The organism is Streptomyces sp. NPDC110618, from assembly GCF_055657065.1.
The window spans coordinates 145899-163853 of the sequence record NZ_JBVKBN010000019.1 but is presented as its reverse complement, the minus strand read 5'-3'; the positions used below and the strand labels follow the sequence as shown (position 1 = coordinate 163853).

Genomic DNA, 17955 nt, shown 5'->3' with positions numbered 1-17955 from the left:
AGATCAACGTTCTCTACGCCATCCTGCGCGACCGTCGCCCCTACGAGGCCCGGCCGCCTCTTCGTCTCGTGGCTTGACAACAGCATTAGGCAGCGGCCTCCGCTTCTTCCGGTACGACCACGACGCGGCCGGTGGTCACTCCGTCGCCGACGCGCTGCACGGCCGCCGCGGCGTCGGCGAGCGGGATGCGTTCGCTGATCAGCGGCTTGACGGCGCCGCGGGCGGCGAGGTCGACGAGCTGTTCGTGGCAGTGCTGGACGAGCTTGGGGTTCTTGGTGTTGTACAGGCCCCAGTGCAGGCCGAGGATCGAGTAGTTCTTCACCAGCGCGTGGTTGAGCGCCGGGGTCGGGATGGTGCCGCTCGCGAAGCCGATGACGACGATCCGGCCCTCGAAGGCGACGACCTTCGTGGACTGCGTGTAGGCGTCGCCGCCGACCGGGTCGAAGACGACGTCGGCGCCCCGGCCGCCGGTCGCCTCCTTGACCGCGGCCACCACGTCCTCGGTGCGCCGGTCGATCACCACGTCGCAGCCCAGTTCCCGGGCGACCGCGGCCTTCTCGGGGCCGCCGACGACACCGATGACGGTGGCGTCGGCGGCCTTGCCGAGCTGCACGGCCGCGCTGCCGACCCCTCCCGCGGCAGCGTGGACGAGCAGCGTCTCCCCCGCTTCGAGTCCGGCCCGGCGGTGCAGTGCGAACCAGCCCGTCTGGTAGCCGATGTGCAGCGCGGCGGCCTCGGCGTCGTCCAGCGAGTCCGGCGCGGGCAGCAGGGCGGCGGCGTCCGCGACCGCGTACTGGGCGAAACCGCCGTACGGCAGGGCGGGGTTGGCGATGACGCGGCGGCCGTCCTCGGTCTCGCCGCAGATCTCCACGCCGGGCGTGAACGGCAGGGGCGGGCGGACCTGGTAGTGGCCGCGGCACATCAGCACATCGGGGAAGTTGATGTTGGCCGCGCGTACCTTCAGCAGGACCTGGCCGTCGCCGGGAGTGGGCTGCTCGACGTCCGCGAGCCGCATCACCTCGCTCGGCTCGCCGTTCTCGTGCACTTGCCAAGCCTGCATGCGGGCCTCCACGGGACTGCGTCGTCTGACCGGGGTCGATTCGCATACTAAGCGGTCGCTTGCCGATCAGGGAACAGTAGCGTGCGTCACGGCGCGGCCGGTCCGGCTCAGGCCCCGGCCCGACACGGCCGGTCCGGCTCAGGCCCCGATCCGACACGGCCGGCCCGACACAGGCCCCGGCCCGACACGGCCGGCCCGACACAGGCCCCGGCCCGACACGGCCGGTCCGACACAGGCCCCCTCCGGCGCGGCTCGCCCGGCTCACGCCCCCTTCGGCTTCGCCCGTACGTGCATCCGCTCGCCCTGCGGCCCGAACAGGCTCAGGAACTCCGCGGGCCCCTCCCCCGTCGAGCCGAACCAGTGCGGCACCCGGGTGTCGAACTCGGCGGCCTCCCCGGCCGTCATCACCACGTCGTGCTCGCCCAGGACCACCCGCAGCTTCCCGGAGAGCACGTACAGCCACTCGTAGCCCTCGTGGGTGCGCGGTTCCGGCTCCTCCGCGCTCTGCGGTACGAGCACCTTGAAAGCCTGCAGGCCGCCGGGCTGCCGGGTGAGCGGCCAGAAGGTGCGGCCGTGCCGCACCATGGGCGCCGTGCGCACTCGCGGATCCCCCACCGGCGGCGCCCCGACCAGCTCGTCCAGCGGCACCTGGTGGGCCTGGGCGATCGGCAGCAGCAGCTCCAGGCTGGGCTTGCGCAGGCCGGACTCCAGCCGGGACAGGGTGCTGACGGATATCCCGGTGGTCTCGGACAGGGCCGTCAGGGTGACCTCGCGCTCCTTGCGGAGCCGTCGCAGCCGGGGGCCCACCTCGGCGAGAACGTCTTCGGTACTCATGCCGACATTGCAGAATCGGCAAAGAAGTTTGTCAATCCCGCAGCCGCGAGCGACGGTGGCCGCATGACCGAGACCTATGAAGTGATCGTGATCGGCGGCGGCGCGGCGGGCCTGTCCGCGGCCCTGGTGCTGGGCCGCTCCCGGCGCCGCACCCTGGTGGTCGACGCGGGCGAGCCCCGCAACGCGCCCTCGGCCCATATGCAGGGCTACCTGTCCCGGGACGGCATGAGCCCGGCCGAGTTCCTGGCGATCGGGCGGGAGGAGATCGCCCGCTACGGCGTGGAGCTGGTCCGGGACCGGGCGGTGGACGTGACGAAGGACGGGTCCGGCTTCACCGTCGCCCTGGAGAGCGGGCGCGGTGTGCGGGCCCGGCGGCTGGTGATCGCCACCGGGCTCAGGGACGAGCTGCCCGAGGTGCCCGGACTCGCCGAGCGGTTCGGCAGGGACGCGCTGCACTGCCCGTACTGCCACGGCTGGGAGGTGCGCGACCGGGCCTTCGGCGTGCTCGCCACCACCCCGCTGAGCGTGCACCAGGCGCTGATGGTGTCCCAGTGGTCCAAGGACGTGACCTTCTTCCTCCACGAGGTCGACGAGGGCGAGCTGTCCGACGACGACCTGCGCCGACTTGCGGCGGCCGGGGTCCTGGTGGTGCCGGGCACGGTGGCGGAGGTGCTGGTCGAGGACGACCGGCTGACCGGCGTACGGCTCGCGGACGGCTCGGAGCACGCCCGCGAGGTGCTGTTCGTGGCACCCCGGGCCGTCCCGCAGACCGACCTCCTCCAGCGGCTGGGCGCGGAACTGACCGAGACCCCCTTCGGCGCGTACCCGGTCGTTGACCCGACGGGCCTGACGACCGTGCCGGGCGTCTGGACGGCCGGCAACGCGATGGGCTTCGCCGAGCAGGTGATCAACGCGGCGGCGGGCGGCTACCGGGCCGCGGCGACGATCAACGGGGAGCTGCTGATGACGGACCTGGACGCCGGCGACGCCTCCTGAGAGCACCTCCGCGGTGGGCGTGTGCTCCGGCGCCGCCCGTTGCACCATGGGGGCATGCTGCTGACCCGGCTGGCCCAGGTGTCCCAGGAGGTCGCCGCGACCTCGGCCCGGTCCCGGAAGGTCGCCCTGCTGGCGGAGTTGTTCCGGGACGCCGAGGCCGCGGACGTGCCGATCGTCATCCCGTATCTGGCGGGGCGGTTGCCGCAGGGGCGGCTCGGGGTCGGCTGGAAGGTGCTCGGGCGTCCCGTGTCCCCGGCCGCCGAACCCACCCTGACCGTTGCCGAGGTCGACGCCCTGCTGACCGGGCTGGCCAAGGTGTCCGGCGCCGGATCACAGGCCGAACGGTCCCGTCTGGTGGGCGAGTTGATGAGCGCCGCCACCGACCGGGAGCAGCGCTTCCTGATCGGTCTGATCACCGGCGAGGTCCGTCAGGGCGCCCTGGACACGGTGGCCGTGGAAGGGCTGGCCAAGGCGACCGGCGCGGACGCGGCGGCCGTACGGCGGGCGGTGATGCTGGCCGGCTCGCTCCAGACGGTGGCCGAGGCGCTGCTCGCGGACGGTCCGGCGGCGCTGGAGCGGTTCCGGCTCACCGTCGGGCGGCCGGTGCTGCCGATGCTGGCGCACAGCGCGTCCTCGGTCGCCGAGGCCGTCGACAAGCTCGGCGCCTGCGCGGTGGAGGAGAAGCTGGACGGCATCCGGGTCCAGGTGCACCGGGTCGGCGACGAGGTGCGCGTCTACACCCGCACCCTCGACGACATCACCGACCGGCTCCCCGAACTCACCTCGGCCGCACTGGAGTTGCGCGGCGAGCGGTTCATCCTGGACGGCGAGGTCATCGCCTTCGACGCCTCCGGACGGCCCCGTTCCTTCCAGGAGACCGCCGGGCGTGTCGGCTCCCGTACGGACGTGGCGACGGCGGCCCGCGAGGTGCCCGTGGCCCCCGTCTTCTTCGACGCCCTGTCCGTCGACGACCGCGATCTGCTCGACCTGCCCTTCGCCGAGCGCCACGCGGAACTGGCCCGGCTGGTCCCCGAGCCGATGCGGGTCCGGCGCGCCCTGGTCGGCGGTCCCCAGGACGTGGGGCGGGCCGAGGAGTTCTGGGCCGCGACCCTGGAGCGGGGCCACGAGGGCGTGGTGGTCAAGGCGCTGGACGCCGCCTACAGCGCGGGGCGGCGCGGCGCTTCCTGGCTGAAAGTCAAGCCCGTGCACACCCTCGACCTGGTGGTCCTGGCCGCCGAGTGGGGCCACGGCAGACGCACCGGCAAGCTCTCCAACCTGCACCTCGGCGCCCGCACCGCCGACGGCTCCTTCGCCATGCTGGGCAAGACCTTCAAGGGCATGACGGACGCGATGCTGACCTGGCAGACCGAGCGGCTGAGGGAACTCGCGGTCGAGGAGAGCGGATACGTCGTCAAGGTCCGCCCCGAACTCGTGGTCGAGATCGCCTACGACGGACTGCAGAGATCCAGCCGCTATCCGGCGGGCGTCACCCTGCGCTTCGCCCGTGTGGTTCGCTACCGCCAGGACAAGCGTCCCGAGGAGGCGGACACCGTGGAGACCCTGCTGGCGGCACACCCCGAGGTGAAGCCGTGAAGTACAGCGCCGGGCTGCTGCTGTACCGGCGCGACGGCGACGGCGGCACGGAGGTACTGCTCGGCCATATGGGCGGCCCCTTCTTCGCGCACCGCGACGCGGGGGCGTGGGGCGTGCCCAAGGGCGAGTACGAACCGGAGTCGGAGACCGCCTGGGACGCGGCCCGGCGCGAGTTCCAGGAGGAGCTGGGACTGGAGCCGCCGGACGGGGACCCGGTGCCGCTCGGTGAGGTGCGCCAGTCCAACGGCAAGCTGGTCACCGTGTGGGCCATCGAGGCGGACCTCGATCCGGGCGCCGTCACCCCGGGGACCTTCCGGATGGAGTGGCCGCCGAAGTCGGGACACGTGGAGGAGTTCCCGGAGCTGGACCGGGTGGCCTGGTTCCCGCTGGACCGCGCACGCACGGTGATCATCAAGGCCCAGGGGGCGTTTCTCGACCGGCTGGCGGAGCACTCGGGCTGAACTCCGCGTTGCGGGCACCGGCGACGCGCGGGAAGGTCGAAGCACATCAGCTCCCCGGGAGGTCAGTCATGCCCATCGCAACGGTGAACCCGGCGAACGGCGAGACGCTGAAGACGTACGAGGCCATGGGCGCCGAGGAGACCGAGCGCCGCCTCCAGCTCGCCGAGGCCACGTTCCGCACGTACCGGACGACGACGTTCGCCGAGCGCGCCCGGCTGCTGAACCGGGCCGCCGGTCTCCTGGACCAGGACCAGGAAGACATCGCCCGGGTGATGACCACCGAGATGGGCAAGCCGATCAAGCAGGCCCGCGCCGAGGCCGCCAAGTGTGCCAAGGCGATGCGCTGGTACGCCGAGCGCGCCGAGGACCTCCTCGCCGACGAGGTGCCCGCGGACACCGACGTCCGGGACTCCGGCGCCGTACGGGTGCGGGTCCGCTACCGGCCGCTGGGCCCGGTGCTGGCGGTGATGCCGTGGAACTTCCCGCTGTGGCAGGTCATCAGGTTCGCGGCACCCGCGTTGATGGCGGGCAACGTCGGCCTGCTCAAGCACGCCTCCAACGTCCCGCAGACCGCGCTGTACCTGGAGGACCTCTTCCATCGTGCGGGCTACCCCGAGGGCGCCTTCCAGACGCTGCTGATCGGCTCCGGCGCGGTCGAGGAGATCCTGCGCGACGAGCGGGTCAAGGCGGCCACCCTCACCGGCAGCGAGCCGGCCGGCCGGGCCGTCGCCTCGGTCGCCGGGGACATGGTGAAGAAGACGGTGCTGGAGCTGGGCGGCAGCGACCCGTACGTGGTCATGCCCTCCGCCGACCTCGACCGGGCCGCGCAGGTCGCGGTGACGGCACGGGTGCAGAACAACGGCCAGTCGTGCATCGCCGCCAAGCGGTTCATCGTGCACACCGACGTCTACGACGCCTTCGCCGAGCGGTTCGTGGCGGGCATGAAGGCGCTGACGGTCGGCGACCCGATGGACGAGGAGACCGAGGTCGGGCCGCTCGCCACCGAGCAGGGGCGCACCGATCTGGAGGAGCTGGTCGACGACGCCACGCGCAGCGGCGCGACGGCACTGTGCGGCGGCCACCGGCTGCGCCGGCCCGAGCTGCCCGGCTGGTACTACCCGCCGACCGTCCTGTCCGGCATCACCCGCGAGATGCGCATCCACCGCGAGGAGGCCTTCGGGCCGGTGGCCACGCTGTACCGGGCGGGCGACCTCGACGAGGCGGTGCTGATCGCCAACGACACGCCGTTCGGGCTGAGTTCAAATGTGTGGACGCGCGAGGCGGCCGAGGCCGAGCGGTTCGAGCGGGACCTGGAGGCGGGCAGCGTCTATGTGAACGGGATGACCGCCTCCCACCCGGCGTTCCCGTTCGGCGGCGCCAAGCGGTCGGGGTACGGGCGTGAGCTGTCCGGGCACGGAATCCGCGAGTTCTGCAACATCACCACGGTTTGGCACGGCGCGTGACACCTGCGCGGCTACCATCCCGTTTGTGAACCGCGAAGTGACTCTGCCTCTGATCGTCGACGACCGCGGGACGTTGCAGGTGGCCGCGGCCGACGTCAGCAAGTTGTTGCGCACCGTGGGCGGCCGCTGGCTGCACCTCGTGGAGGCCGGCGAGGACCTCGACGAGGACACCGTGGCCGCCCTCACCATCGAGCTGGCCAAGCTTGCGGATCGTATCGACGTGGCCTGCATCGCGCACAGCAGCGGTACGCCGTAGGAGCCCCGCCGGTCCCGCCGTCGCGCGTTCGGAGTAGCCCCGCGCGAAGTCGCCGCCCTCCGGGGTGAAGGTGGACTGGACCACCTCCTGAGGCGAAAGCAGGCACGGTTCATGGCGACTTTGTGCAGACCCTCGGTGTCCGTTCCAGAGCACGTGATCACCATGGAGGAGACGCTGGAGCTGGCCCGCTCCCGGCACTCCGATCACCCTCAACTGCCGTTGGCGCTCCGGCTGATCGAGAACACGGGAGTGCGCACCCGGCACATCGTCCAGCCCATCGAGGAGACGCTGAGGCATCCCGGCTTCGAGGAACGCAACAAGATCTACGTGGCGGAGGCCAAGTCCCGGGTCCCCTCCGTCGTGCAGCGGGCGCTCGACGACGCCGAGCTGCTGGCCACCGACATCGACGTGATCATCTACGTCTCGTGCACGGGCTTCATGATGCCCTCGCTGACGGCCTGGATGATCAACGAAATGGGCTTCGACGCCACCACCCGGCAGATACCGATAGCCCAGCTGGGCTGTGCGGCGGGCGGCGCGGCGATCAACCGGGCCCATGACTTCTGCACGGCCTACCCGGAGGCCAACGCGCTCATCGTGGCCTGCGAGTTCTGCTCGCTGTGCTACCAGCCCACCGACCTGGGCATCGGCAATCTGCTCTCCAACGGCCTGTTCGGCGACGGGATCGCCGCGGCCGTGGTGCGCGGACGCGGCGGCGAGGGCATCTCGCTGGAGCGCAACGGCTCGTACCTGATCCCCAAGACCGAGGAGTGGATCATGTACGACGTCCGGGCCACCGGCTTCCACTTCCAGCTGGACAAGCGGGTGCCCGCCACCATGGAGCCGCTCGCTCCGGCGCTCCAGGACCTCGCGGGCCTGCACGGCTGGGACGCGGCCGACCTGGACTTCTACATAGTCCACGCGGGCGGTCCCCGCATCCTGGACGACCTGAGCAAGTTCCTCCAGGTCGACCCGCACGCCTTCCGGTTCTCCCGGGCCACCCTCACCGAGTACGGCAACATCGCCAGCGCCGTCGTCCTGGACGCGCTGCGCCGGCTGTTCGACGAGGGCGGTGCCCGGCACCGGGCGCGCGGGCTGCTCGCCGGGTTCGGACCCGGTATCACCGCCGAGATGAGCCTCGGCCGCTGGCAGCGCACGGACGAAGAGGCGGCATGACCGAAGAGACACTCACCGAGATCCTCCCCCCGCTGCGGCACTGGCCGGCCCTGGACCTGTCCGGTGTCGCGTTCGACCCGGTGCTGACCGAGCTGATGCGGGAGGGCCCCATCACCCGCATCCAGCTCCCGAACGGCGAGGGCTGGGCCTGGCTGGTCACCCGGTACGAGGACGTGCGGATGGTGACCAACGACCCCCGGTTCAGCCGCGAGGCGGTGATGGACCGGCCGGTCACCCGGCTCGCCCCGCACTTCATCCCGGAGCGCGGCGCGGTCGGCTTCCTCGACCCGCCGGACCACACCCGGCTGCGCCGCTCGGTGGCCGCCGCGTTCACCGCCAAGGGCGTGGAGCGCATCCGGGAGCGGTCCCGGCACATGCTGGAAGAGCTGGTGAGCGAACTGATCCAGGACGGCCCCCCGGCCGACCTGACCGCGACGGTCCTCTCGCCGTTCCCCATCGCGGTGATCTGCGAGCTGATGGGGGTGCCCGCCGGGGACCGGCATCTGATGCACACCTGGACCCAGTTGATCCTGTCCTCCTCGCACGGCGCCGATGTCAGCGAGAAGGCCAAGAAGGAGATGGGCGCCTACTTCGCCGATCTCATCGGGCGGCGCGAGAACAGCTCCGCCGAGGACGTCGCCTCCCTGCTCGGCGCGGCCGTGGGACAGGACGAGGTGACGCTCCAGGAGGCCGTGGGCCTCGCGGTGCTGCTCCAGATCGGCGGCGAGGCGGTCACCAACAACAGCGGGCAGCTGTTCTACATCCTGCTCACCCGCCCCGATCTGGCCGAACGGCTGCGCGCCGAGCCGGAGATCCGCCCACAGGCCATCGAGGAGCTGCTGCGGTACATCCCGCACCGCAACGCGGTGGGCCTGTCCCGGATCGCCATGGAGGACGTGGGCATCCGGGGTGTGCGGATCCGGGCCGGGGACGCGATCTATGTGTCGTACCTGGCCGCCAACCGGGACCCGGACGTCTTCCCGTACCCGGAGACGATCGACTTCGACCGCTCACCGAATCCGCATGTCTCCTTCGGCTTCGGGCCGCACTACTGCCCTGGCGGGATGCTGGCGCGGATGGAGGAGCAGCTGCTGGTGGACGCGCTGCTGGACCGGCTGCCCGGGCTGCGGCTCGCGGTGGAGCCGGAGAAGGTGCCGTTCAAGAAGGGCGCGCTGATCCGCGGGCCCGAGGCCCTGCCCGTGACGTGGTGAGCGGCCGATGACGGCGACGGAAGGGCTGCTGGTGCCGCCGGGTGCGGGCCGGGTCGTCGAGGCTCCGGCCCAGCAGGTGACCTTCAAGGTCACCGGCTCCCACTCACGGATGGCGTCCACCTTCGAGGTGGTCGTGCCGCCCGGGTTCGACGTGGGCGCCCATGTGCACACCCGCAGCGAGGAGTTGTTCTATGTGCTGGAGGGCGAGCTGGACGTGCTCGCCTTCGAGCCGAAGGTGCGGACCCCCGACAACTGGCAGCGCTGGGAGTCGGGTTCGGGCAACCGGGTGGTACGGGCGACACCGGGCACGGTGATCGTCGTACCCCCCGGCTGCCCCCATGCCTTCGCCAATCCGACCGGCGAGCCCGCGAAGATGTTCTTCCAGGCGAGCCCGCCGCCGGACCACGAGCGGTACTTCGAGGAGCTGCTGGAGATCCTCGGCGCCGGCGGTCCGCCGGACCACGCGGCGATCGAGGAACTGCGCCGCCGCTACGACATCGAGCAGCTGACCCCGCTGAAGCATCGTTAGCGGATCGGCATCCCCGACAGGGTGCGGGCGATGACCAGGCGCTGGATCTCGCTCGTGCCCTCGAAGATGGTGTAGATCGCGGCGTCCCGGTGCATGCGCTCCACCGGGTACTCCCGGGTGTAGCCGTTGCCGCCGAGGATCTGGATCGCCTGGGCGGTGACCTTCTTGGCGGTCTCGCTGGCGAACAGCTTGGACATCGAGCCCTCGGCGGCCGTGAACGGCTTGCCGTTGATCGCCATCCAGGAGGCCCGCCACACCAGCAGGCGGGCGGCGTCGATCTGCGTGCGCATGTCGGCGAGCTGGAAGGCGACGCCCTGGTTGTCGATGATCGGGCGGCCGAACTGCTCACGGGTGGAGGCGTACTCCAGCGCCACCTCGTACGCGGCGCGGGCGGTGCCGACCGCCATGGCGCCGACGGCGGGGCGGCTGGCCTCGAAGGTGGCCATGGCCGCGTTCTTCACGCGCTCGCCGGACTTGGCCTTCTCACGGGCACGGGCCAGGCGCTCGTCGAGCTTCTCCTTGCCGCCGAGCAGGCAGGAGCCGGGCACCCGGACGTTCTCCAGGACGACCTCGGCAGTGTGCGAGGCGCGGATGCCGTGCTTCTTGAACTTCTGGCCCTGGGACAGGCCGGGGGTGTTCGGCGGGACGATGAAGGAGGCGTGGCCCTTGGAGCCGAGCTCCGGGTCGACGACGGCGACGACGACATGGACATTGGCGATACCGCCGTTGGTCGCCCAGGTCTTGGTGCCGTTGAGCACCCACTCGTCCTTGGCCTCGTCGTACACGGCACGGGTGCGCATGGAGGCGACGTCGGAGCCGGCGTCGGGCTCGGAGGAGCAGAAGGCGGCCACCTTGACATCGTTGGCGTCGCCGTACATCTGGGGGATCCAGGTGCCGATCTGCTCCTCGGTGCCGTTGGCGAGGACGCCCACCGCGGCGAGGCCGGTGCCGACGATGGACAGCGCGATGCCCGCGTCGCCCCAGAACAGCTCCTCCATCGCCATCGGGATACCGAGGCCGGTGGGGTCGAAGTACTGCTGCGCGTAGAAGTCGAGGGAGTAGATGCCTACCTTCGCGGCCTCCTGGATGACCGGCCAGGGAGTCTCCTCACGCTCGTCCCATTCGGCGGCCGCGGGGCGGATGACATCGGCGGCGAAGCCGTGCAGCCAGTCGCGGACCTCCTTCTGTTCGTCGTTGAGCTCCATGGTGAACTCGGCCATGTTCCCTCCAGCGGCGGCGCACATGCATGTTACTTGGGGTAACCGCAGTCTGTTACCAGCGAGTAGGAAAAGTCAACTCCTGATGACAGGTCGGCAGCCCGTTCGATGTCGGGGCCGAGATGGGTGTTAGTTTGCGCTGGCGTCACCGAAACAGCACGGGTGGGGAGAGCACATGGACACCACACAGCGGACCGAGCAGCAGCGGTCCGCCGATCGCCGTCGGCGCGAGCTGCTGGAGGCCGCCGACAGAGTGGTGCTGCGCGACGGCCCGCAGGCCTCGATGAACGCCATCGCCGCCGAGGCGGGCATCACCAAGCCGATCCTCTACCGGCACTTCGGCGACAAGGGCGGGCTCTACGCGGCCCTCGCCAAGCGGCACACCGACGCGCTGCTGGACTCCCTGCGCGCCGCGCTGGACGCCCCGGCCGAGCGGCGCGAGCGGGTGGAGGCCACCCTCGACACCTACCTGGCCGCGATCGAGGCACGCCCGCAGGTGTACCGGTTCCTCATGCATCCGGCGGAGGGCGGCCAGTCCGGCGACCAGGGCTTCGATGTCGGCAAGCACTCCGCTCCCCTGCTGCGGCGGATGGGCGAGGAGTTGGCGCAGGTCATCGAGGACCGGCTGGACCTCGGCCCCGGCAGCCAGCAGCTCGCCCGGGTGTGGGGGCACGGCATCGTCGGCATGATGCACGCGGCCGGCGACTGGTGGCTCGGGGAACGCCCCTGCTCCCGCGCCGAGTTGGTGCGCAGCCTCGCCGACCTGCTGTGGGGCCGGCTGGCCGCCGCCGGGGACAAGATGGGCGGACCGGGGTTCTGAGCACCCCCGGCACAACCCCGCGCAGAACGCTACGGCCGACGGCGCCAGGACGCCTTCTCCACCTGGCGCCTCAGCCTCCTGTACCGCCAGCCCGTCACGCGCTCCGCGTACACCGTCCCCTCCAGGTGGTCGCACTCGTGCTGCAGACATCGCGCGAAAAAACCGGTCCCGTGCACCGTCACCGGCTCCCCGGTCACCGTGAACCCCTCGACCACGGCGTGGTCGTGGCGTTCCGTCCCCGCCTCCAGCCCCGGCAGCGACAGACAGCCCTCGGGCCCGCGCACCACCACCCCGTCCACCTCGACCAGGCGCGGGTTGACGACATGGCCCACGTGCCGTACGTCCTCGTCGTCGGGACAGTCGTAGACGAACACCCTGAGCGGCTCGCCGACTTGGTTGGCCGCGAGGCCCACGCCCTGGGCCGCGTACATCGTCGCGAACATGTCCTCGACGAGCGTCGCCAGTTCGGGGCCGAAGTCCGTGACCTCCCCGGCGGCGGCGTGCAGAACCGGGTCGCCGTACAGGGTGAGGGGCCGGACACGCCCGTGGGCGCCGGGGATCGAGCCGTGTCGCATGGGCGCAAGACTACGGCCGATTCGGGAGTGCGAATGGATCTCGATAGGCTGACCACCTACGACGTTGGGAGGATCGAGGACTGATGGCAGGCAACTCGGACCCGCTCACTCCGCGGGCCAAGATCGCCGTTACCGCGGGCAAGGCGGTCGCGGCGGCATCGCGCGCCGCGGGGCGCGGCAGCGGATCGGTGATCGGCGGACGGGTGGCGCTGAAACTCGACCCCGACCTCCTCGCCCGGCTCGCCCAGAACCTGGACGTGGTCCTGGTCTCGGCGACCAACGGCAAGACCACCACCACCCGGCTCATCGCGGAGGCGCTGCGCGCCGCGGGCCCGGTCGTCTCCAACGCGCTCGGCGCCAACATGCCCGCGGGCATCACCTCCGCGCTGGCCGGCGGCTCCGACGCCCGCTACGGCGTCATCGAGGTCGACGAGAAGTACCTCGCGGGCGTCGCCCGGGACACCGACCCCAAGTGCATCGCCCTGCTCAACCTCTCCCGCGACCAGCTCGACCGCGCCGCCGAGACGCGGATGCTCGCCGAGAACTGGCGCGAGGGGCTCGCCGGGTCCAAGGCCGTGATCGTCGCCAACGCCGACGACCCGCTGGTGGTGTGGGCCGCGTCCTCCTCCCCCAATGTGATCTGGGTCGCCGCCGGTCAGATGTGGAAGGACGACGCCTGGTCCTGCCCATCCTGCGGCGGTGTGATGCAGCGGCCCGGCGACGACTGGTTCTGCGGCGAGTGCGGCTTCCGCCGTCCGACGCCGAGCTGGGCGCTCTCCGGCGACCACGTCCTCGACCCGCACGGCTCGGCCTGGCCGATCCACCTCCAGCTGCCGGGCCGCGCCAACAAGGCCAACGCCGCCTCCTCGGCCGCCGTCGCCGCAGTGTTCGGGGTGCCGCCGCAGGTCGCCCTGGAGCGCATGTACCAGGTGCAGGCGGTGGCCGGACGCTACGACGTGGTCCAGTTCCAGGGCCGCGACCTGCGTCTGCTGCTGGCGAAGAACCCGGCCGGCTGGCTGGAGACCTTCTCCCTGATCGACCCGCCGCCCACCCCGGTGATCCTCTCGGTGAACGCCCGCAGCGCCGACGGCACCGACACCTCCTGGCTGTGGGACGTCGACTACACGCGGCTGACCGGGCACCCGATCTGTGTCATCGGTGACCGCAAGCTCGACCTCGCGGTGCGCCTTGAGGTCGCCAACCAGCAGTTCCAGGTCTGCGACACCCTCGACCAGGCCGTGCAGCTGAGCCCGCCCGGCCGTATCGAGGTCATCGCCAACTACACCGCCTTCCAGGACCTGCGCCGCCGCGTCGGCAACTGACACCCCAGGGGACACAAGTGAGCGACAACCAGTTGCGGGTCGTGTGGGTCTACCCCGACCTGCTGAGCACCTACGGCGACCAGGGCAACGTCCTGGTCGTGGAGCGCCGCGCCCGCCAGCGCGGCCTGGACGTGGCCCGGCTCGACGTGCGCAGCGACCAGCCGATCCCCACCTCCGGGGACATCTACCTGATCGGCGGCGGCGAGGACCGGCCGCAGCGGCTCGCGGCCGAGCGGCTGCGCCGGGACGGCCATCTGTACCGGGCGGTGGAGAACGGCGCGATCGTCTTCTCCGTCTGCGCGGGCTACCAGATCCTCGGCCACGAGTTCATCAACGACCTCGGCCAGCGCGAGCCGGGCCTCGGTCTGCTGGACGTGACGTCGGTGCGCGGCGAGGGCGAGCGGTGCGTCGGCGATGTGCTCGCCGACATCGACCCGCGGCTCGGCCTGCCGCCGCTGACCGGGTTCGAGAACCACCAAGGCGTCACCCACCTCGGTCCGACGGCCCGCCCGTTCGCCCAGGTCCGCCTCGGCCGGGGCAACGGCACCGGCGACGGCACCGAGGGCGCGTACAACGACACCGTCTTCGGTACGTACATGCACGGCCCGGTGCTCGCCCGGAACCCGCAGATCGCCGACCTGCTGCTGAAGCTGGCGCTGGACGTCAACGCCCTGCCGCCGACCGACGACCGCTGGTACGAGGCGCTGCGCAACGAGCGCATCGCGGCCGCCCAGCAGCCCGCGTGACCGGGGCGTGACCGGGGCCCTCCAGGGGTCCTGAAGCCGCTTTCCAGCGGCTCCTGCCACCGTGACGTACCGGGCCCGCCTGACGGCTCGTCCGCTCACATGTGCGGGCGCGTCCAGCAGGCGGACGCCCGGTACGGTGCCACCCCCTCACGCCGGTAGGGTGGCCGGGATCTCAGCCGGACAACGTGGTCCGGTCCCCGGCCCACGTTGAGAAGGTATTTCGGGCTATGCGCATTGGTGTCCTCACGTCTGGCGGCGACTGCCCCGGCCTGAACGCCGTCATCCGGTCCGTCGTGCACCGTGCCGTCGTCGACCACGGCGACGAGGTCATCGGTTTCCGGGACGGCTGGAAGGGCCTCCTGGAGTGCGACTACCTCAAGCTCGACCTCGACGCGGTGAGCGGCATCCTCGCTCGCGGCGGCACCATCCTCGGCTCCTCCCGCGTCCAGCCCTCGCACCTGCGCGACGGCGTGGAGCGGGCCAAGGGGCATGTGGCGGAGCTCGGGCTCGACGCCATCATCCCGATCGGCGGCGAGGGCACGCTGAAGGCGGCCCGGCTGCTCTCGGACAGCGGCCTGCCGATCGTCGGCGTGCCGAAGACCATCGACAACGACATCGCGGTCACCGACGTCACCTTCGGCTTCGACACCGCCGTGGGCGTGGCGACCGAGGCGCTCGACCGGCTGAAGACCACCGCCGAGTCGCACCAGCGGGTGCTGGTCGTGGAGGTCATGGGCCGGCACACCGGCTGGATCGCGCTGCACTCCGGCATGGCCGCCGGCGCGCACGCCGTGGTCGTCCCCGAGCGCCCCTTCGACATCGAGGAACTGACCCGCAAGGTCGGCGAGCGGTTCGAGGCGGGCAAGCGGTTCGCGATCGTCGTCGCCGCCGAGGGCGCCAAGCCCGCGCCGGGCACCATGGAGTTCGACGAGGGCGGCAAGGACATCTACGGCCACGAGCGCTTCGCGGGCATCGCCCGCCAGCTCTCCATCGAGCTGGAGCACCGGCTCGGCAAGGAGGCCCGGCCGGTGATCCTCGGTCACGTCCAGCGCGGCGGCACGCCGACGGCGTACGACCGGGTCCTCGCCACCCGCTTCGGCTGGCACGCCGTGGAGGCCGTGCACCGCGGCGAGTTCGGCAGGATGACGGCACTGCGCGGCACCGACATCGTGATGGTGTCCCTGGCGGAGGCCGTGGAGACGCTGAAGACGGTGCCGGAGGACCGGTACGCGGAAGCGCAGTGCGTGCTGTAGTCCGGTAGCGGACTATCGGCCCCCGGTCACGGCGGTGACCGGGGGCCGTTCTAGTGTGGGGGCCGGACAGAATCGCACAACCCCCACGAAACAGGAGCCGCCGGATGGATCACAGCGGGCACGGCATGATGATGGATCTGCCGCCGTTCACGCTGGGGCGAGGTCTTCAGTGGTCGGCGGACCCCTTCTTCCTCATCGCCTGCACGGCGGGGCTCGTCCTGTACGTGTGGGGCGTGGTGCGGCTCAAGCGGCGCGGGGACTCCTGGTCGCCGGCGCGGACGGTGTCGTACGTCGTGGGCGTGCTGTCGATCATGCTGGTGATGTGCACCAGGCTGAACGACTACGGCATGGTGATGTTCAGCGTGCACATGGTGCAGCACATGGTGATCAGCATGCTGTCGCCGATCCTGATCCTGCTCGGGGCGCCGATGACACTGGCCCTGCGCGCGCTGCCGGTCGCGGCGCGCGGCCACAAGGGTCCGCGCGAGCTGCTGCTGGCGCTGCTGCACAGCCGCTACATGCGGGTCGTGACGCACCCGGGCTTCACCATCCCGATGTTCATCGCGAGCCTGTACGCGCTGTACTTCACCCCGCTGTTCGACTTCCTGATGGGCTCCAAGACCGGGCACGTGGCGATGATGGTCCACTTCCTCGCCGTGGGCGTGGTGTTCTTCTGGCCGATCATCGGCGTGGACCCGGGCCCGCACCGGCCGGGCTATCTGATGCGGATGCTGGAGCTGTTCGCGGGCATGCCGTTCCACGCCTTCTTCGGTATCGCGTTGATGATGGCGTCCGCCCCGATGGTCGACACGTTCAAGAATCCACCCGCCTCGCTCGGCATCGACGCGCTCTCCGACCAGAACGCGGCCGGCGGTATCGCCTGGGCGTTCAGCGAGGTCCCGTCCGTGCTGGTCCTGATCGCGCTGCTGTTCCAGTGGTACGGCTCGGAGCAGCGGCAGGCGAAGCGGAAGGACCGGGCCGCCGACCGGGACGGCGACAAGGAACTTGAGGCGTACAACGCCTATTTGGCCTCACTGAACGCAAAGGGTAACTAACCCGCCGGAAAGCCTTTTCGGTTCAGTAGCATGAATCGCGTCGGGGGAACCGCCGGGGGGAGCGGTCATGACGCGAGGAATGTACGTACGAATTCTGCTGGTGTGCGTTCTGGCGCTGAGCGCCTGTGACGTGGGGCGGGCTTCGGCCACGGTGCGGGCGGTGGCGGTGGGAGTTCCGTCGCTCGCACCCTTTTTCGATGAGAGCAAAGGGCTCGGGCGGGATGCCCGGGTCCCTTCGCGGAGCGTCGGCGGAGGGCTTCAGCGGGGTGACACCCCCGGTCTGTACGGGGGCTCCAGGAAGCCACGGATCTGCGACGTCGACAAGCTGGAGCGGTTCCTCACGGACCCGGCCAACGAGCGCAAGGCGGATGCGTGGGCGCGGGTGCCGGGGATCGGCAGGGACGGGATTCCGGATTATCTGGACCGGCTCACACCTGTTCTGCTGCGTCACGACACGCTGGTGAAGAACCACGACTACAAGAAGGAAAAGGCAGTCCCGTTCGACTCGCTGCTCCAGGCGGGGATCGCGATTCTCGTCGATGCCCAGGGACAGCCCGCGGTGAAGTGTTCGTGCGGAAATCCGCTGCGCGCCTTCGAGGGTGACAAGAGCGGGATTTCCGTGAAGTTCGAGAACGGGAACGAGAAGTGGAAGGGGTACGACGCCGCTTCCGCGGTCGTCGTGCGCCCCGCGCCGCGGGAACTGGAGCGGCTGGCCCTGGTCGACGTGGAGGAACCCGAGCGGGGCATCGAGCGGCCGGTGGGCACGACGGGCGGGGACGACAAGGGTTTCGACGCGAGCGAGCGGCGGGAGGTGCCCGATGTCGTGGGGGCCACCGTCGGGGAGGCCGTGGCGCGGCTGACGGAGCAGGGGCTCGCCGTCCGGTACGGCGGGGCGGGGCAGCCGTCGGACGGGGCCGTGGTGACGGGGTCGGACCCGGCCGCGGGGAGCCGACTGGCGTTCGGGGAGTACGTGACGCTGGCCGCGGAGGAGGATGCGGAGGTCGCACCGGAGACCTCACGGACGTCCGGGCCGCCGGATCCGCCGACGCCGTCGGAGTCCGAGTCCGAGACGGAGCCGGTACCGACCCAGTCGTCCGGGGGCTCGGGACCCACCTCCTCCGGGACCACGAGCTCGCCGCCGCCGACGTCGGAACAGCCCCCGGCCTCGACCCCGCCCCCGACATCCACCTCCGCTCCCCCGCCGACGGTCTCCAGCCTGCCGCCACCGCCCTCCAGTACGCCGCCGACGACGATCTCGACTCCCCCGACCACGGCGACGACCACAACCACGGCCCCGGCCAGTGAGTCGCCGCCCCCACCCCCGCCCAGCGAGACACCCAGCACCAGCGCGAGCACCTAGGTGGAACCTCGTGGAACCCGGGAGTCAG

The 17955-nt window shown here is 71.2% G+C and carries 18 protein-coding genes; 14 read left to right on the top strand and 4 right to left on the bottom strand.

Translation table 11 applies throughout. The features are described 5' to 3' along the window. Positions 1-85: 85 nt before the first annotated feature. Together ACZ7L7_RS28720 and ACZ7L7_RS28715 are read right to left on the bottom strand one after the other, a co-directional pair. A complete protein-coding gene (locus ACZ7L7_RS28720; RefSeq protein ID WP_471592841.1) occupies positions 86-1060 on the bottom strand; it encodes an NADPH:quinone oxidoreductase family protein in 975 nt (324 codons plus the stop codon). A gap of 261 nt (positions 1061-1321) precedes the next feature. Then, positions 1322-1894, bottom strand: coding sequence for a helix-turn-helix domain-containing protein (locus tag ACZ7L7_RS28715; protein ID WP_285514945.1), 573 nt, complete (start codon positions 1892-1894; stop codon positions 1322-1324). A gap of 63 nt (positions 1895-1957) precedes the next feature. Between ACZ7L7_RS28715 and ACZ7L7_RS28710 the strand changes: the two genes are divergently transcribed. The 8 genes from ACZ7L7_RS28710 (at position 1958) to ACZ7L7_RS28675 (ending at position 9579) form a co-directional block, all read left to right on the top strand. After that, positions 1958-2890 (top strand): NAD(P)/FAD-dependent oxidoreductase, encoded by a 933-nt coding sequence (locus ACZ7L7_RS28710; RefSeq protein WP_472077599.1) that lies wholly within the window; start codon positions 1958-1960, stop codon positions 2888-2890. A gap of 54 nt (positions 2891-2944) precedes the next feature. Continuing rightward, positions 2945-4483: an ATP-dependent DNA ligase gene (locus ACZ7L7_RS28705; protein ID WP_472077598.1), complete on the top strand. Its 1539-nt coding sequence runs from the start codon at positions 2945-2947 to the stop codon at positions 4481-4483. Next, positions 4480-4944 (top strand): NUDIX hydrolase, encoded by a 465-nt coding sequence (locus ACZ7L7_RS28700; protein WP_285514948.1) that lies wholly within the window; start codon positions 4480-4482, stop codon positions 4942-4944. The genes ACZ7L7_RS28705 and ACZ7L7_RS28700 overlap by 4 nt, the downstream gene beginning before the upstream one ends. 68 nt (positions 4945-5012) lie before the next feature. Continuing rightward, positions 5013-6407 carry an NADP-dependent succinic semialdehyde dehydrogenase gene (locus ACZ7L7_RS28695; RefSeq protein ID WP_453604146.1) on the top strand — a complete coding sequence of 465 codons (1395 nt, stop codon included), beginning with the start codon at positions 5013-5015 and terminating at the stop codon, positions 6405-6407. A gap of 25 nt (positions 6408-6432) precedes the next feature. Continuing rightward, positions 6433-6663: a DUF6213 family protein gene (locus ACZ7L7_RS28690; RefSeq protein WP_093719193.1), complete on the top strand. Its 231-nt coding sequence runs from the start codon at positions 6433-6435 to the stop codon at positions 6661-6663. Positions 6664-6750: 87 nt separating this feature from the next. Beyond that, positions 6751-7839, top strand: a complete 1089-nt coding sequence (locus tag ACZ7L7_RS28685; RefSeq protein WP_453604198.1) for a type III polyketide synthase — start codon at positions 6751-6753, stop codon at positions 7837-7839. Further along, positions 7836-9050 (top strand): cytochrome P450, encoded by a 1215-nt coding sequence (locus ACZ7L7_RS28680; RefSeq protein ID WP_285514950.1) that lies wholly within the window; start codon positions 7836-7838, stop codon positions 9048-9050. Before ACZ7L7_RS28685 ends, ACZ7L7_RS28680 begins: the two co-directional genes overlap by 4 nt. A gap of 7 nt (positions 9051-9057) precedes the next feature. Next, on the top strand, positions 9058-9579 hold the full coding sequence (locus ACZ7L7_RS28675; RefSeq protein ID WP_453604149.1) for a cupin domain-containing protein: 522 nt from the start codon (positions 9058-9060) through the stop codon (positions 9577-9579). On the opposite strand, the gene ACZ7L7_RS28670 is transcribed toward ACZ7L7_RS28675, so the two are convergent. Then, on the bottom strand, positions 9576-10799 hold the full coding sequence (locus ACZ7L7_RS28670) for an acyl-CoA dehydrogenase family protein (protein WP_285514952.1): 1224 nt from the start codon (positions 10797-10799) through the stop codon (positions 9576-9578). The two genes, ACZ7L7_RS28675 and ACZ7L7_RS28670, sit on opposite strands and share 4 nt — an antisense overlap. Before the next feature lie 172 nt (positions 10800-10971). On the opposite strand from ACZ7L7_RS28670, the gene ACZ7L7_RS28665 reads away from it, so the two are divergent. Beyond that, on the top strand, positions 10972-11616 hold the full coding sequence (locus tag ACZ7L7_RS28665) for a TetR/AcrR family transcriptional regulator (protein ID WP_093719198.1): 645 nt from the start codon (positions 10972-10974) through the stop codon (positions 11614-11616). Positions 11617-11645: 29 nt separating this feature from the next. On the opposite strand, the gene def is transcribed toward ACZ7L7_RS28665, so the two are convergent. Then, positions 11646-12191, bottom strand: coding sequence for a peptide deformylase (gene def / locus ACZ7L7_RS28660; protein WP_453604152.1), 546 nt, complete (start codon positions 12189-12191; stop codon positions 11646-11648). An 83-nt stretch (positions 12192-12274) separates the two neighbouring features. Here def and ACZ7L7_RS28655 point away from each other — a divergent pair, with 83 nt between their 5' ends. The 5 genes from ACZ7L7_RS28655 to ACZ7L7_RS28635 all read left to right on the top strand — a co-directional run bounded on the left by ACZ7L7_RS28655 (position 12275) and on the right by ACZ7L7_RS28635 (position 17927). Continuing rightward, on the top strand, positions 12275-13513 hold the full coding sequence (locus ACZ7L7_RS28655) for a MurT ligase domain-containing protein (RefSeq protein ID WP_093719200.1): 1239 nt from the start codon (positions 12275-12277) through the stop codon (positions 13511-13513). A gap of 17 nt (positions 13514-13530) precedes the next feature. Beyond that, entirely contained in the window at positions 13531-14259 is a 729-nt protein-coding gene (locus ACZ7L7_RS28650; RefSeq protein ID WP_093719201.1) for a type 1 glutamine amidotransferase, read from the top strand. Between the two features lie 227 nt (positions 14260-14486). Continuing rightward, on the top strand, positions 14487-15512 hold the full coding sequence (locus tag ACZ7L7_RS28645; protein WP_285514954.1) for a 6-phosphofructokinase: 1026 nt from the start codon (positions 14487-14489) through the stop codon (positions 15510-15512). Between the two features lie 104 nt (positions 15513-15616). Continuing rightward, the gene (locus ACZ7L7_RS28640; protein ID WP_285514955.1) at positions 15617-16567 is read left to right on the top strand and encodes a cytochrome c oxidase assembly protein; all 951 of its coding nucleotides are present in this window, start codon (positions 15617-15619) and stop codon (positions 16565-16567) included. 67 nt (positions 16568-16634) lie between these two features. Continuing rightward, a complete protein-coding gene (locus ACZ7L7_RS28635; RefSeq protein WP_472077597.1) occupies positions 16635-17927 on the top strand; it encodes a DUF6777 domain-containing protein in 1293 nt (430 codons plus the stop codon). The last annotated feature ends 28 nt before the right edge of the window (positions 17928-17955 follow it).

Bases quoted from the DNA above. Each gene is read 5' to 3' on its own strand.
- ACZ7L7_RS28720 (WP_471592841.1), bottom strand. From the start codon at position 1,060: ATGCAGGCTTGGCAAGTGCACGAGAACGGCGAGCCGAGCGAGGTGATG.
- ACZ7L7_RS28715 (WP_285514945.1), bottom strand. From the start codon at position 1,894: ATGAGTACCGAAGACGTTCTCGCCGAGGTGGGCCCCCGGCTGCGACGG.
- ACZ7L7_RS28710 (WP_472077599.1), top strand. From the start codon at position 1,958: ATGACCGAGACCTATGAAGTGATCGTGATCGGCGGCGGCGCGGCGGGC.
- ACZ7L7_RS28705 (WP_472077598.1), top strand. From the start codon at position 2,945: ATGCTGCTGACCCGGCTGGCCCAGGTGTCCCAGGAGGTCGCCGCGACC.
- ACZ7L7_RS28695 (WP_453604146.1), top strand. From the start codon at position 5,013: ATGCCCATCGCAACGGTGAACCCGGCGAACGGCGAGACGCTGAAGACG.
- ACZ7L7_RS28680 (WP_285514950.1), top strand. From the start codon at position 7,836: ATGACCGAAGAGACACTCACCGAGATCCTCCCCCCGCTGCGGCACTGG.
- ACZ7L7_RS28675 (WP_453604149.1), top strand. From the start codon at position 9,058: ATGACGGCGACGGAAGGGCTGCTGGTGCCGCCGGGTGCGGGCCGGGTC.
- ACZ7L7_RS28670 (WP_285514952.1), bottom strand. From the start codon at position 10,799: ATGGCCGAGTTCACCATGGAGCTCAACGACGAACAGAAGGAGGTCCGC.
- ACZ7L7_RS28665 (WP_093719198.1), top strand. From the start codon at position 10,972: ATGGACACCACACAGCGGACCGAGCAGCAGCGGTCCGCCGATCGCCGT.
- def (WP_453604152.1), bottom strand. From the start codon at position 12,191: ATGCGACACGGCTCGATCCCCGGCGCCCACGGGCGTGTCCGGCCCCTC.
- ACZ7L7_RS28655 (WP_093719200.1), top strand. From the start codon at position 12,275: ATGGCAGGCAACTCGGACCCGCTCACTCCGCGGGCCAAGATCGCCGTT.
- ACZ7L7_RS28645 (WP_285514954.1), top strand. From the start codon at position 14,487: ATGCGCATTGGTGTCCTCACGTCTGGCGGCGACTGCCCCGGCCTGAAC.
- ACZ7L7_RS28640 (WP_285514955.1), top strand. From the start codon at position 15,617: ATGGATCACAGCGGGCACGGCATGATGATGGATCTGCCGCCGTTCACG.
- ACZ7L7_RS28635 (WP_472077597.1), top strand. From the start codon at position 16,635: ATGACGCGAGGAATGTACGTACGAATTCTGCTGGTGTGCGTTCTGGCG.